This window comes from Nonomuraea phyllanthi, from assembly GCF_006334985.2.
GTDB classification, from domain to species: Bacteria; Actinomycetota; Actinomycetes; order Streptosporangiales; family Streptosporangiaceae; genus Nonomuraea; species Nonomuraea phyllanthi.
In genome coordinates, this window is sequence record NZ_VDLX02000029.1 from 72,588 (window position 1) to 86,406 (window position 13,819).

The following is a 13,819-nucleotide window of genomic DNA, read 5'->3' on the forward strand; positions in this document are numbered from 1 at the left end:
AGAATCGCCACGAAATGTGTCAAGGATCGAGTGAAAAGTTTCAGCGTCAGCTGGTGACCACACCACCACTGACCTGCTACAAGAGGCGCAGAAAGGGAGGAAAGTTTCGGCATTCAGCCGGAAAGTGGGAGACCGTCAGTCCTGGGGTTGAAAGTTTTCGGAGTGGGAGGTCCAGGCGAGGAGCCGGTCGAGGGGCCAGGTGTTGACGATGCGGTCCGCCTCGATGCCGCACCTCGCCACCCGCTCGCACCCGTACCGCTGCCAGTCCAGCTGCCCGGGCGCGTGGGCGTCGGAGTCGATCGCGAACACGCACCCCATCTCGTACGCCAGCCGCATCAGCCGCTTCGGCGGGTCGAGCCGGTCCGGCCGGGAGTTGACCTCCACCGCCACCCCGAAGCGGCGGCAGGCCTCGAAGACCAGTTCGGCGTCGAACGACGACTCCGGGCGCCGCTCGCCGCGGGCGCCGCCGGCCCGTACCACCCGGCCCGTGCAGTGGCCGAGCACGTCGACCAGGGGGTTGGCGACGGCGGTGACCATCCGGCGGGTCATGTCGTCGCCGTCCATGCGCAGCTTGGAGTGCACGCTGGCCACCACCACGTCGAGGCGTTCGAGCAGCTCGGGCGCCTGGTCGAGGGTGCCGTCCAGGTTGATGTCCACCTCGATGCCGGTCAGGATCCGGAACGGCGCCAGCCGCTCGTTCAGCCCGGCCACCACGTCGAGCTGGCGCTCCAGCCGTTCGGCGGACAGGCCCCTGGCCACCTTCAGGCGCGGCGAATGGTCGGTGAGCGCCAGGTACTCGTGGCCGAGACCGCGCGCCGCCTCGGCCATCTCCTCGATCGGCGAGCCGCCGTCCGACCAGTCCGAGTGGCTGTGCAGGTCACCCTTGAGCGCGGCCCGCAGCGCCGCGGTCTCGTCGTCGAGTTGTACGCCGGCGGTTGCCCGCATTCGTCGCAAATATGTAGGAACCTGCCCGTCGAGACTTTCGTTGACCACAAGGGCGGTGACCTTGCCGATGCCTGGCAGGTCGCCGAGTGCGTCTGTGCGGGCCAGACGTACGAGCTCGTCACGGGGCAGGTCGGCGACGACCTGGGCGGCACGGCGGAAGGCGCGCACGCGGTAGGTGGGCTCCCCCGCGCGTTCCAGCAGGAAGGCGATCTCGCGCAGGGCCTCAACCGGTTCCATGGCAGCGAACATACCCGGAGCGACAGCAACGGCATTGAACAGGGACGAGAGCCACCGCTAGGCTGATCGGCCCATGAAAGCAGGAGCTTGATGGTACATCAGCCGCAAACCCACCCGAAGCCTCCGCCACCCGGGCGCAAGGCGTCGAAAGCCATCCCGCTGACCGTCCTCGGCGTCCTGTCGGCCATGCTGGTCAGCGCCTGTTCCTCCCAGGACGACGTCACCGCCGACTGCGTCCGCCAGTTGAGCGACGGCACGTACGAGGTCGTGGACGACGACTACTGCGACGACGACGACCACTACGGCTCCCGGCACTACTACAGCGGGTCGCGCGGGGCGTACACCTGGTATTACGGCGGCACCCGGGTCGGCAACAAGGTGCGCAACGGCACCACGTACCGGCCCTCCGACGTGAACATCACCAGCCGCAACGGGAAATCCATCCAGAGGGGCGGTTTCGGCAGCCACTGGGGCGGCGGGAGCTGACAGGTGCGCCGCGAGCATGGCACTCCCCGAGCCGGCTGGGAGAAGACGATCGAGAGCCACGGCCTGGCCTACCACCGGACCGCTCACCCGGAGCAGCTGACGCGCCCCTACTGGGACGAGTCCGTCCACTACACGTTCTCGATGGACGAGGTTGAGGCGCTGGAGGAGCAGGTCGAGGAGCTGCACGAGATGTGCCTGCGCGCCGTCGAGCACGTGGTCTCGACGCGGCGCTTCGCCGACTTCGCCCTCCCCGAATGGGCGTGGGAGGAGGTGGCGCGGTCGTGGGAGCGCCGCGACCCCCACGTGTACGCCCGCTTCGACCTGCGCTACGACGGCACCGGACCGGCCAGGCTGCTGGAGTACAACGCCGACACCCCGACCGCGCTCGTGGAGTCGTCGGTCGTGCAGTGGTTCTGGCTGCAGGACGTCCACCCCGGCGCCGACCAGTGGAACTCCCTGCACGAGCGGCTCATCGAACGCTGGCGCGAGCTGCGGCTGCCGCCCGGCCCCACCCACTTCGCGTTCACCAACATGGACGAGACCGGCGAGGAGGCCATGACCGTGGCCTACCTCCAGGAGACCGCCGAGCAGGCCGGGCTGGCGACCGTCGCCGTCGCCATGGAGGACATCGGCTGGGACGACCTCAACCGCCGGTTCGTGGACGTCGAGGAGCGCGTGATCCGCTCGGCGTTCAAGCTCTACCCGTGGGAGTGGATGCTGGCCGACGACTTCGGGCGGCAGGCCGTACGGCACGCCACCTGGATCGAGCCGCTCTGGAAGACGCTGCTGTCGAACAAGGCGCTGCTGGCCGTCCTGTGGGAGCTCAACCCCGGGCACCCCAACCTGCTGCCCGCCTACCTCGACGGGCCGCGCGACCTGACCTCCTACATCGCCAAGCCGCTGCTGGGCAGGGAGGGCGCCTCCATGCGCATCGTCACGCCCGAGGGCACCGAGGAGACCTCGGGCGTCTACGGCCAGGAGGGGTACGTCTTCCAGGGCTTCGAGGCGCTGCCCGACTTCGAGGGCCAGCGGCCGGTGCTCGGCGCCTGGGTGGTCGCCGACGAGGCCGCCGGCCTCGGCATCAGGGAGACGACCGGCCTGATCACCGACGACACCTCCTCTTTCGTGCCCCACCTCATCGCCTGACCGGCATCGCCCGACCCACCCACCGCACCCCCGAACTCCGATAGGAATCACCGTGACCCTTCTCGAGATCCTCGCCCGCGGTTCCGGCGCCATCGCCGCGTACGCCGCCGTCGGCGTGATCCTGATGATCGTCGGCTTCTACGTCATCGACTGGGCCACGCCCGGCAAGCTGAGCGAGATCATCCGCACCGAGCGCAACCCGAACGCCACCCTGCTCACCACCTCCGCCCTGGCCGCCGTCGGCCTGATCGTGGCCGCCTCCATCTGGTCCTCCGGCGGCCGGCTCTCCGAGGGGCTGGCGGGCACGGCGGTGTTCGGCCTGGTCGGCATCGTGGTGCAGACCGTGGCGATGCTGGTGTTCGACCGGATCGTCGGCATCTCCGTACGCGACCTGGTGAAGGAGCCGGAGCTGCAGCCGGGCGCCCGGCTGCTCGCCGCCACGCACCTCGCGATCGGCCTCATCACCGCGGTCGCGGTCATCTGATACCGGCGGACGGCCGTCGCGGCCGCCACGGTCGCCCGGCCGGTCCCGACCGGTGACCGATCCCGACCGATCCCGACCGGTGGCCGTCGCGGTCATCGTCGCGGAGCTGGCACTCTAGGAGACGTGACAGACCGGATCCGGGAGGACACCACGCGCAGGCTCGAGCGGGCCATGGGCTCGCTCGGCACGGCCGCGATGGCTCGCATGGACGAGCAGCTGCCGTGGTTCCGCGCGCTCAGCGCCGAGGACCGGTCGTGGGTGGGGCTGGTCGCGCAGGCCGGCATCGCCGCGTTCGTCGAGTGGTTCTCGACGGCCGGCGAGGATCCCCCCACGCCGAGCATCGAGTTCTTCGGCACGGCCCCGCGCGAGCTCAAGCGCTCCATCTCGCTCCAGCAGACCGTCGACATCGTCCGGGTCGTGGTCGAGGTGGTCGAGGCGCAGACCCACGAGCTGGCCGCGCCCGGCGGCGAGGACCAGCTCCAGCAGGCCATGCTCCGCTACACCCGCGACGTCGCCTTCGCCGCCGCCCACGTCTACGCGCGCGAGGCCGAGGCCAGGGGCTCGTGGGACGCGCGGCTGGAGGCACTGATCGTCGACGCCCTCGTACGCGGCGAGGTCGACGACGGCCTGCACTCCTGGGCGGCCGCGCTGGGCTGGACCTCCTCCCCCGTGGTCGTCATCGCCGGCCACGCGCCGAGCGACGACCCCCGCGCGGTCATCGACGGCCTGCGGGAGAAGGGCCGCCGCATCGGCATGGACCTGCTGGCCGGCGTGCAGGCCGACCGGCTGATCGTGATCGTGGGCGGTGCCGAGAGCGTCAACGACGCCGCCAAGCAGGTCGTGCACCGCTTCGGGGTGGGCCCCATCGTCATCGGCCCGGAGGTGCCCGACCTGCACGCCGCCCCCAGGTCCGCCAGGGCGGCACTGGCCGGGCTCAAGGCGTCGTGCGGCTGGCCCGACGCCCCCCGGCCGGTGCACGCCGAGGACCTGCTGGCCGAGCGGGCGCTCGACGGCGACGACGACGCCCGGCAGCAGCTCATCGAGAACGTCTACCTCCCGCTCGCCGGCACGCCGCTGCTCGACACGCTGGCCACGTACCTGGAGCAGGGCACCTCGCTGGAGGCGACGGCGCGGCTGCTGTTCGTCCACCCCAACACCGTGCGCTACCGCCTGAAGAAGATCACCGAACTGACCGGCTACCAGCCCACGGAGGGCAGGTCGGCCTTCACCCTCCAGGTGGGGCTGATCCTCGGGCGGCTGTCGGACAGTGCGGAAGCCTGGCGCGCCCTGACGTGAACCGCCAGGAAACCCGGCGCGCCCTAACGTAATACCGCCGAAACCCCCACTGTAGGCTTCCTACAAAACCCCCCGGACGAAGTTCGTGCGGATCATTATCCGCGTGTCGGAGTTCTACAGGGCAAGGTGGGTTTTGTGCTTGTACTCGTCGCTCCGGGCCAAGGTGCCCAAACGCCGGGCTTCCTGAGTCCCTGGCTCGAGCTGCCCGGCCTGGCCGACAGACTCGGTGCCTGGTCGGAGGTCGTCGGGCTCGATCTGATCAGCTATGGCACCACCGCGGACGCCGACGAGATCCGCGACACCGCCGTCGCGCAACCCCTGCTCGTGGCCGCCGCGCTGGCCTCGGCCGAGGCGCTCGGGGTCACTCCCGACGTGCTCGCCGGTCACAGCGTGGGCGAGTTCGCCGCCGCGGCGCTGGCCGGGGTGCTCACCCACGAGCAGGCGCTCACGCTGGTCCGCGACCGCGCCCAGGCCATGGCCAAGGCGGCCGCGATCGCCGAGACCGGCATGACCGCCGTGCTCGGGGGCGCCGAGGACGACGTCCTGGCCGCCATCGACCGCCACGGCCTGACCCCGGCCAACGTCAACGGCGCCGGCCAGATCGTCGCGGGCGGCACGCTGGAGCAGCTGGCCGCGCTCAAGGACGACCCGCCGGCCCGTGCGCGCCTCATCGCGCTGCGCGTGGCGGGCGCGTTCCACACCCATCACATGGCGCCGGCCGTGGAGACCCTGCGCGAGGCCGCCTCGCATGTCGTCCCCGCAGACCCGGGCGTCACGCTGCTGTCCAACGCGGACGGCCAGGCGGTCGCCACCGGCACCGAGTTCGTGGAGCGGCTGGTCAAGCAGATCAGCAGCCCCGTCAGGTGGGGCGCCTGCATGGAGACCATGACCGCGCTCGGCGTCACGGAGATGATCGAGCTGCTGCCCGGTGGCACGCTCACCGGCCTGGCCAAGCGCGGCATGCGCGGCGTGCGCACGGTGGCGCTGAAGACCCCCGACGACCTCGACGCGGCCAGGGAGCTGATCAAGTGAAGATCCCCGACATCGCCCCGGGCGCGAGGATTCTCGCCTTCGGCCACTACCAGCCGGCGCACGTCGTCACCAACGACGACCTGGCCAAGACCATGGACACCAACGACGAGTGGATCCAGTCCCGGGTCGGCATCAAGGAGCGCCGGGTAGCGCCCGCGGGCGAGTCCGTCGAGGACATGGCGACCATCGCCGGCGGCAAGGCGCTGGCCGCGAGTGGCCTGTCGCCCGAGGACGTCGACCTGGTCATCGTGGCCACCTGCACGCTCGAGACGCAGATCCCCAACGCCTCCGCCATCGTGGCGCACCGCCTCGGCATCCAGTCGCCGGGCGCCTTCGACGTCAACGCCGCCTGCGCGGGCTTCTGCTACGCGCTCGGCACCGCCAGCGCCGTCGTACGCGGGGGCTCGGCCAGGCACGTGCTGGTCATCGGCGCGGAGAAGCTGTCGCAGTGGGTCGACTGGACCGACAGGTCCACCGCCGTGATCTTCGCCGACGGCGCGGGCGCCGCGGTGGTGGGCCCGGCCGACACCCCCGGCATCGGCCCCGTGGTGTGGGGCAGCGCCGGCGACAAGGCCGACGCGATCGTGGTCAAGGACCGCCAGCACTTCCTCCACCAGGAGGGCCAGACCGTCTTCCGCTGGGCGACCACCGCGCTGCACCCGGTCGCGCTCGAGGCCTGCCGGCGCGCCGGCGTCGAGCCCTCCGAGCTGTCGGCGTTCGTGCCGCACCAGGCCAACCTGCGCATCGTCGAGGCCATCGCGCGCAAGCTCGGTGCCGACAACGCCGTGATCGCCCGTGACATCGTCAACGCCGGCAACACCTCGGCCGCCTCGATCCCGCTGGCCCTGTCACGCATGCTGGAGCGCGGCGAGGTCCGCTCCGGCGGCCTCGCGCTGGTGCTCGGCTTCGGCGCGGGCCTGACGTACGCGGGCCAAGTGATCGAGATCCCGTAGCCCCCCGCTCCATCCAGAGCTTGTACGGCACCGCCCGTACAGAAACCAAGAAAACCGAAGGAGAACTATCACCATGGCTGCCACCGAGCAGGACATCCTCGCGGGCCTCGGCAAGATCATCAACGAGATCACCGGCATCCCGGCCTCGGACGTGACCCCGGAGAAGAGCTTCGTGGACGACCTCGACATCGACTCCCTGTCGATGGTCGAGATCGCCGTGGCCGCGCAGGACGAGTTCGGCGTCGAGATCCCCGACGACCAGCTCAAGAACCTGAAGACGGTCAAGGACGTCCTCAGCTTCATCCAGGGCTGACCAACCACATTCTGACTAGCAAGGAGCGCGAAAACGTGAGTGCGAACCGGGTACGTGTCGTCGTCACCGGGCTTGGCGCGACGACGCCCGTCGGTGGAGACGTCACCTCGACCTGGACGGCGCTCCTCGCCGGTCAGTCGGGTGTCGAGACCCTCACCACGGACTGGATCGACACCGTCCCCGTGAAGTTCGCGGGGACGGCCGCCGTCGACCCCACCGAGGTGCTGCCCCGGCCCGAGACCCGCCGTCTCGACCGCAGCGAGCAGTTCGCCATGGTCGCCGCGAGGGAGGCCTGGCAGGACGCCGGCGCCCCCGAGGTGGCTCCCGAGCGGCTCGGCGTCGTCGTCTCCAGCGGCATCGGCGGCATCACCACCACGCTGACGGCCTACGACACCTATCGCGAGCGCGGCTGGAACCGGCTGTCGCCGTTCACCGTGCCGATGCTCATGCCCAACGGGCCCGCCGCCTGGATCGGCCTCGACCTGAAGGCCCAGGCGGGTGTGCACGCCACCGTGTCGGCGTGCGCGTCCGGTGCCGAGGCCATCGGCTACGCGATGGACATGATCAGGGCGGGCCGTGCCGACGTCGTGGTCGCCGGAGGCACCGAGGCCGCCATCCACGGGCTCAACATGGCGGCCTTCGCCGCCGCGCGGGCCATGTCCACCCGCAACGACGACCCGCAGGGCGCGTCCAGGCCGTGGGACCGCGACCGTGACGGGTTCGTGCTCGGAGAGGGCGCCGGCATCGTGGTGCTGGAGTCCGAGGAGCACGCCAGGGCGCGCGGCGCGCGGATCTACGCCTACTGCGCCGGGGTCGGCTACTCCGCCGACGCCCACCACATCACGCAGCCCGAGCCCGAGGGCCGCGGCCAGATCATGGCGATGACGCAGGCGCTGACCGACGCCGGCATCACCGGCCACGACGTCAAGCACGTCAACGCGCACGCCACCTCCACCCCTGCGGGAGACATCGGCGAGGTGCAGGCGGTGGCCAAGGCCATCGGCACCCACCCGCTGGTGACCTCGACCAAGTCCATGACCGGTCACCTGCTCGGCGGGGCCGGCGGCATCGAGTCCGTCTTCACGATCAAGGCGCTGCAGGACCGGATCGTCCCCGCGACCATCAACATCGACAACCTCGACGACGGCATCGAGGTCGATCTCGTCCATGGGGCCAACCGCACGCTGCCCCAGGGCGACATCGCCGCGGTCAACAACTCGTTCGGATTCGGCGGCCACAACGTGACCGTCGTGTTTAAGGGGGCATAAATGACCGTGCTGGACAACAGGGTGGCGACCGAAGGCTCCGATCCGGAGCCCGTCGATCCCCGCGATCCAGTCGTGCGTCTGACCGCGCTGCTCGACGAGGGCTCGCTGCGGCTGATCACTCCCCAGGACGACAGCGCCGCGCTGGCCGCGATGGGCCGCGTCGAGGGCGTGCCCGTCGTCGCCTTCTGCAGCGACGGCCGCATCCAGGGCGGCGCCATGAGCAGCGAGGGCTGCGAGCACATCGTGCACGCCTATGACGTGGCCGTACGCGAGCGGGTGCCGATCATCGGCATCTGGCACTCCGGCGGCGCGCGCATCCTCGAAGGCGTCGAGTCGCTGCACGCGGTCGGCCGGGTCTTCGCCGCCATGACCAAGGCGTCCGGCGTGGTGCCGCAGATCTCCGTGGTCGTCGGCCCGGCCGCCGGCGGCGCCGCCTACGGCCCCGCGCTGACCGACATCGTGATCCTGGCCGACTCCGGCCGCATCTTCGTCACCGGGCCCGACGTGGTCCGCAGCGTCACCGGCGAGAACGTCGACGCCGCGGCCCTGGGCGGCCCGGAGCCCCACAGCAAGCGCAGCGGTGTCGTGCACATCGCCACCAAGACCGAGACCGACGCCTACGTCAAGGCGCGCCAGCTGGCCACGCTCCTCGGCCACCAGGGCCGGGTGCGCAGGGGAGAAGTCGAGGAAGTGGACTTCTCGACCCTGCTGCCCGACTCGGCGCGGCGCGCGTACGACGTCAAGCCGCTGGTCAACGGCCTGCTCGACGAGCCAGGCATCGAGCTGCACCCCAAGTGGGCGCCGAACATCGTCACGTCGCTGGGCCGCCTCGGTGGCCGGACGGTCGGAATGATCGCCAACAACCCGATGCGGCTCGGCGGCTGCCTCGACGCCACGTCCGCCGAGAAAGCCGCCCGCTTCGTTCGTATGTGTGACGCTTTCGGGGTGCCGTTGGTTGTCCTCGTGGACGTGCCCGGTTACCTGCCCGGGGTCGGGCAGGAGCACGACGGGGTGGTCCGGCGGGGGGCCAAGCTGCTGCACGCCTTTGCCGAGGCGTCGGTCCCGCGGATCACGCTGTACACGCGCAAGGCGATCGGCGGCGCCTACATCGCCATGAACTCCCGCGCGCTCGGAGCCACCAAGGTGTTCGCCTGGCCCACCACCGAGGTGGCGGTCATGGGCTCGGTGGCGGCCGTGCGCATCCTCAAGCGGCGCCAGCTGGCCGCCGCGCCGGAGGAGGAGCGGGCCGAGCTGGAGCAGCAGCTGGCCGCCGAGCACGAGAAGGTGGTCGGCGGGCTCGTACGCGCCCAGGAGCTGGGCGTGATCGACGAGGTGATCAAGCCGGAGGAGACCCGCGGCGCCATCGCCCGGGTCCTCGCCCAGGCCACCCCGGCCCGCGGCGCGCACGGCAACATCCCGCTGTAGCCGTCCTCGCACGTGGCCCCGCACCGAGCACCGGTGCGGGGCCTCTCGCGTTGGGCGTCCAGTCCGAGAGGCTGATCGGGCGGGCGATCAGGAGGTGCCGCCCAGGAGCCGGCGGATCCGGTCGGCGACGAGGTGCGGCTGCTCGGCCGGGATGAGGTGCCCCGAGTCGACGTCCTCGTGGCGCCCGTCGGGCAGGGTCCCGGCGTAGCGGCGCTGGTGCTCGCGGATGGCGGCATGCTGACGTTCCCGCCCGCGGGCGGCGCGGGCGGCGGACAGCACGATGGTCGGACATTTCGGGAGCTGGGGCGGCCGGGCGCGGAACTGCGGGATGGCGGCCGCCACGGCCCGCATCTCCTTGCGGGTCTGCGCGGTCCCGGCTGGGGTGAAGTCCTCGGCGAGCATGGTCCGGTAGGTGTCGGCGGGGAACAGGCGGCGGACGTTGCCGCTGAACAGCCGGGCCAGCGGCGGGAAACGGCTGAGCGCCTGCGTCACGGCCAGCGTCCGGTCGACCTTCTCGGTGGTCCGGTCCCACGTGTCGTACACCGGCGCGGTCTCCGGCAGCGCGTCGACCAGCAGCAGTCCTCGCAGCCGTGATCCCAGGCGCTCGGCGGCACGGCGGGCGACCAGCCCGCCCATGCTGTGCGCGACGAGCACGAACGCGCCCGGGACGACGGCCTCGGTCAGGGCGACCAGGTCCGCGGCCAGGTCATCGACGCTGAGCCGCCCGGTGGTGCGGCCGCTGAGCGCGCGCCCGGCGCGATCGTAGGCCAGCAGCCGCGCCCGGCCGGCCAGCAGCGGCAACACCGGATCCCAGAAGGTCCGGCCGCAGGCGGCGCCCGCCTCGAAGACCACCTGTTCCTGCCCCTGGCCGGACTCCTCGACATAGACGTGCCGGCCGTTGACCGGCACCCTCCGCCCCGGCATCTCGCGCACGCCGCCTCCGCCCCGCCGCTACGTTTTCATTTTTGATAACGGTATCTCATGTGAAATCGTTGCGCCATGGACCCCGTCGAGCAGCTGCTGCATCCGGTACGGCTGCGCATCGTGCATGCCCTGTCCGCGGCGGGCACGCTGACGATCGCGCAGCTGTGCGCCCGCATGCCGGAGATTCCGAAGATCACGATGTACCGCCAGGTCGCCCAGCTGGTCGAGGGTGGGTTCCTGGAGGTGGAGGGCGAGCAGCGGGTGCGCGGCGCGGTCGAGCGCAGCTACCGGCTACGCCGCGACCGGCCCACGATCGACGCCGGCGCGGCCGCCGCGATGTCGCTCGACGACCACCGCCGGGCGTTCGCCGCGGCCATGGCCGTCCTGATCGCCGAGTTCAACGCCTACCTGGACCGCGACGGCGCCGACCCGGCGGCCGACTCGGTCTCCTACCGCCAGGGCACCCTGTGGCTGAGCCCGGACGAGCTCAGCGAGATGACGGCCGACCTGCTCGCCGTCCTGCGTGACCGGCTGGCCAACGCTCCCGCGCCGGGCCGCACGGCGTACCTGATCAGCGCGATCCTGTTCCCCGCCGAGCGGCCGCCGGGTCAGACCTTGCGCCAGCCCGGCACCCAGGCGCCGTCCTCGACCACGTAGTCGCCGAAGAGGGCGGGCGCCTCCCGGCGCATGAGCTCGCCGATGCGCTGGAACAGCAGGCGGATCTCCTCCTCCGCGCCCGCGGCGGTGCGGGCCTCGATCGTGTGCCGCAGCGTGCGCACGTTCGCGGTCCACACCAGCCCCGTCGCCACGCCCTCGGGGGCGAACCTGCGCATGAACGACGTGCGATGCTTCTTCTCCGCGAACGGCACGCCCTCCTCGTCGAGCCCGAAGTGCTCGGCCATCCACAGCTGGAACTGCTCGAGCTGCTCCAGCACGCCCGTGGCCCGCTTCATCAGCTCGTCGTCGGCCCGCGCCCACTCGGGGAACCAGAACGGCAGCTCGTCCAGCCGGACGAACCGCAGCGACTCCTGCGAGATCGCCACGCCGGGACGGTGCCTGACCAGCTCGTGGGTGAGGACCCGGCTGACGTTGTGCAGCACGAAGCTGAAGCTGACGTGCTCGAGGACCGAGCCGTGGGCGCTGGCCAGGATGTTACGCAGGTAGTCGCTCTGGTCCTGCCTGATCTTGACCACGTTGGGGTTGAGGCCGGGCTCGAAGGAGCGGTAGCAGAGCCGGCCGGCGAACTCGGCGAGGTTCTGCGCGTCGAGGTCGCCGCGGTCGAGCCGCTCCAGCCAGCTCTCGCCGCCGACCTCGGCCAGGTAGCGGGCCAGCTCGTCGTAGTCCAGCGACGGACGGGCGACGATGAAGACCTCGGGTTCGACAGTACGCATGAGGAGCCCCCGCTCGGAATCGGCCGCGATTGTGACGGCCCCAAGCCAACCAGCTCCCGCGACTCCGCGCGAATCCGGCCCCCTGCCTCCGGTCCCCCCCGGCACCGGGTGGCGGGCGCCTGCTCAGACGGCGGCGTGCAGCCAGCGGACCGGCGCGCCGTCGCCCGCGTACCGGAACGGCTCCAGCTCCTCGTCCCACGGCCGCCCGAGCATCTTGTCCAGCTCGTCCTCCAGCACACACCGCCCCTGGGCGGCCATCATCATCGCGGCCCTGAGCCGGTCTTCGGGGATCATGATATCGCCCGCGGCGCCGATGACCGCGGTGAAAGCGCCGAGCGTCGGCGTGTAGGCGTGCCGGGACCCGTCCACGCCCGGCGAGCCGTCCTCGGTGATCTCGAATCTGAGGCGCTGCCAGCCCATGAGCGACGACGCGATCGCCGCCGCGATGCCCGCGCGGCCCTCCCACTCCGCCTGTGCGCGCACGACGTTGGGCGCGGCGGGTTGGGGCGTCCACGTCAGATCTACGGGCACGCCAAGGACACCCGCGACTGCCCATTCGATGTGAGGGCACAGCGCGGGCTGAGCCGAGTGGACGTAAAGGACGCCACGAGCAGACACCGGACCTCCCGTTTCGGTACGAGGTGCGCCTTCCCCAACGGCCTCGTCCCGGGATGATCACAAGTGACTAGGGAGAGACTACCGTCGGTCGCCATCTGACACCAGAGGGGGGCCATACCAACTTGGTGCGGGAGCGGCATGTGACAGCTGGTCGAGCGGGGAAACATACGGCGTCATGGAAATCGAATCCGTCGGCGCGGCGTACATCAGGCCCGGGCAGGTGCTGACCGACCGGTCGGCGCTGTCGGTCGCCTCGCGCTGGACCCAGGCGGTCTCCGAGGCCGACGGCGTCTGCGTGCTCCACCTGTCGCCCGGCGCCGACCCCTGCGAGGTCGCGCGCGAGCTGCGCGAGCAGGGCCACAGGGCCTCCCCCAACCACGTGTTCCTGGGCCAGCCGCTGTTCTTCGGCGGTCCCGCCTCGAGGCCCTTCCCCGTCCCGCCCGTCTCCCACAAGCCGGGCAGGTCCCGTTCCGGCGTGGTCGTGGGACTGCTCGACACCGGGGTGGCCGAGCACCCGTGGTGGTCCGGCGGCGACTGGTACGACCGGATCGCCCCCGAGGACGCCGACGCCGCGGAGGGCGCGCAGGCGGGGCACGGCACGTTCATCGCGGGCCTGCTGGCCCGCCGGGCCCCGGGAGCGGCGCTGCGCGTGCACCGGGTGCTCGACGGCGACGGCGTCGGCGACGAGGCGACCGTCGTACGCGCCCTCCACCGGCTGCGCGAGCACCCGCCGCACGTGCTGAACCTCTCCTTCGGCGGCCACACCTTCGACGACCGGCCGCCGCCCCTGCTGAGCGACGCGATCGCCGAGCTGGCCGGCCCGCCGGTCGACACGCCGACGGGGAGGGCGGCCGGCACGGTGACCGTGGCCTGCGCCGGCAACACGGCCTCCGACCGCCCGTTCTGGCCCGCCGCGCTGCCCTCCGTGGTCGGCGTGGGAGCCGTGGACGCCTCGGGCGAGCGCCGCGCCCCCTACTCCGGCCACGGCGACTGGGTGGACGCCTGCGCCCCCGGCGACTGGCTGACCAGCAGTTTCCTCGACGGTTCGGTGCACGGGGGCGACTTCGCGGGATACGCGGCGTGGAGCGGCACGTCGTTCGCCACCGCCCTGGTCGCCGGGGCCGTCGCGGACGCCGCCAGGACCGAGCCCGCGAGGGAGGTGGTCAGGAGAATGCTGGACGGGCATGGGGCGCGGCAAATTCGCGATCTGGGGGTCCTCGTCCCGGCGAGTCTGTAGAGTTTACGCTCAGTCCTCGGGCAATCACGGGGAGGTATGATCGCCTGCCTGTGCCGGGCGGAAG

General features: G+C 71.5%; 15 protein-coding genes. 11 read left to right on the forward strand and 4 right to left on the reverse strand.

Annotated elements, in window-relative coordinates; all coding sequences use genetic code 11:
• Positions 1–135: 135 nt before the first annotated feature.
• Complete coding sequence (locus FH608_RS47030) at positions 136–1,182, reverse strand: PHP domain-containing protein (RefSeq protein WP_139637714.1); 1,047 nt, start codon at positions 1,180–1,182, stop codon at positions 136–138.
• A gap of 87 nt (positions 1,183–1,269) precedes the next feature.
• Between FH608_RS47030 and FH608_RS47035 the strand changes: the two genes are divergently transcribed.
• The 9 genes from FH608_RS47035 to FH608_RS47075 all read left to right on the forward strand — a co-directional run bounded on the left by FH608_RS47035 (position 1,270) and on the right by FH608_RS47075 (position 9,585).
• The gene (locus tag FH608_RS47035) at positions 1,270–1,668 is read left to right on the forward strand and encodes a hypothetical protein (protein WP_394367749.1); all 399 of its coding nucleotides are present in this window, start codon (positions 1,270–1,272) and stop codon (positions 1,666–1,668) included.
• Between the two features lie 3 nt (positions 1,669–1,671).
• Positions 1,672–2,814 carry a glutathionylspermidine synthase family protein gene (locus FH608_RS47040; RefSeq protein ID WP_139637715.1) on the forward strand — a complete coding sequence of 381 codons (1,143 nt, stop codon included), beginning with the start codon at positions 1,672–1,674 and terminating at the stop codon, positions 2,812–2,814.
• A 52-nt stretch (positions 2,815–2,866) separates the two neighbouring features.
• A complete protein-coding gene (locus FH608_RS47045; RefSeq protein WP_139637716.1) occupies positions 2,867–3,298 on the forward strand; it encodes a DUF350 domain-containing protein in 432 nt (143 codons plus the stop codon).
• A gap of 171 nt (positions 3,299–3,469) precedes the next feature.
• Entirely contained in the window at positions 3,470–4,594 is a 1,125-nt protein-coding gene (locus FH608_RS47050) for a PucR family transcriptional regulator (RefSeq protein WP_139637740.1), read from the forward strand.
• A gap of 135 nt (positions 4,595–4,729) precedes the next feature.
• Positions 4,730–5,626: an ACP S-malonyltransferase gene (locus FH608_RS47055; RefSeq protein WP_139637717.1), complete on the forward strand. Its 897-nt coding sequence runs from the start codon at positions 4,730–4,732 to the stop codon at positions 5,624–5,626.
• Positions 5,623–6,579 carry a beta-ketoacyl-ACP synthase III gene (locus FH608_RS47060; RefSeq protein ID WP_139637718.1) on the forward strand — a complete coding sequence of 319 codons (957 nt, stop codon included), beginning with the start codon at positions 5,623–5,625 and terminating at the stop codon, positions 6,577–6,579. The genes FH608_RS47055 and FH608_RS47060 overlap by 4 nt, the downstream gene beginning before the upstream one ends.
• Before the next feature lie 73 nt (positions 6,580–6,652).
• Positions 6,653–6,892 carry an acyl carrier protein gene (locus FH608_RS47065; RefSeq protein WP_139637719.1) on the forward strand — a complete coding sequence of 80 codons (240 nt, stop codon included), beginning with the start codon at positions 6,653–6,655 and terminating at the stop codon, positions 6,890–6,892.
• Between the two features lie 35 nt (positions 6,893–6,927).
• Positions 6,928–8,160, forward strand: coding sequence for a beta-ketoacyl-ACP synthase II (fabF, locus tag FH608_RS47070; protein WP_139637720.1), 1,233 nt, complete (start codon positions 6,928–6,930; stop codon positions 8,158–8,160).
• Entirely contained in the window at positions 8,161–9,585 is a 1,425-nt protein-coding gene (locus FH608_RS47075; protein WP_139637721.1) for an acyl-CoA carboxylase subunit beta, read from the forward strand. It abuts the gene before it with no gap.
• Positions 9,586–9,672: 87 nt separating this feature from the next.
• Here the strand turns inward: FH608_RS47075 and FH608_RS47080 are convergent, their stop codons facing one another.
• Positions 9,673–10,509 (reverse strand): alpha/beta fold hydrolase, encoded by an 837-nt coding sequence (locus tag FH608_RS47080; protein WP_226900519.1) that lies wholly within the window; start codon positions 10,507–10,509, stop codon positions 9,673–9,675.
• 75 nt (positions 10,510–10,584) lie between these two features.
• On the opposite strand from FH608_RS47080, the gene FH608_RS47085 reads away from it, so the two are divergent.
• Positions 10,585–11,166 carry a helix-turn-helix domain-containing protein gene (locus FH608_RS47085; RefSeq protein WP_139637723.1) on the forward strand — a complete coding sequence of 194 codons (582 nt, stop codon included), beginning with the start codon at positions 10,585–10,587 and terminating at the stop codon, positions 11,164–11,166.
• Here the strand turns inward: FH608_RS47085 and thyX are convergent.
• Together thyX and FH608_RS47095 are read right to left on the reverse strand one after the other, a co-directional pair.
• Positions 11,118–11,900, reverse strand: a complete 783-nt coding sequence (gene thyX / locus FH608_RS47090; RefSeq protein WP_139637724.1) for an FAD-dependent thymidylate synthase — start codon at positions 11,898–11,900, stop codon at positions 11,118–11,120. The genes FH608_RS47085 and thyX overlap by 49 nt on opposite strands.
• A gap of 123 nt (positions 11,901–12,023) precedes the next feature.
• Complete coding sequence (locus FH608_RS47095; protein WP_139637725.1) at positions 12,024–12,518, reverse strand: DUF3145 domain-containing protein; 495 nt, start codon at positions 12,516–12,518, stop codon at positions 12,024–12,026.
• Between the two features lie 175 nt (positions 12,519–12,693).
• Between FH608_RS47095 and FH608_RS47100 the strand changes: the two genes are divergently transcribed.
• A complete protein-coding gene (locus FH608_RS47100) occupies positions 12,694–13,755 on the forward strand; it encodes a S8 family peptidase (RefSeq protein ID WP_139637726.1) in 1,062 nt (353 codons plus the stop codon).
• The last annotated feature ends 64 nt before the right edge of the window (positions 13,756–13,819 follow it).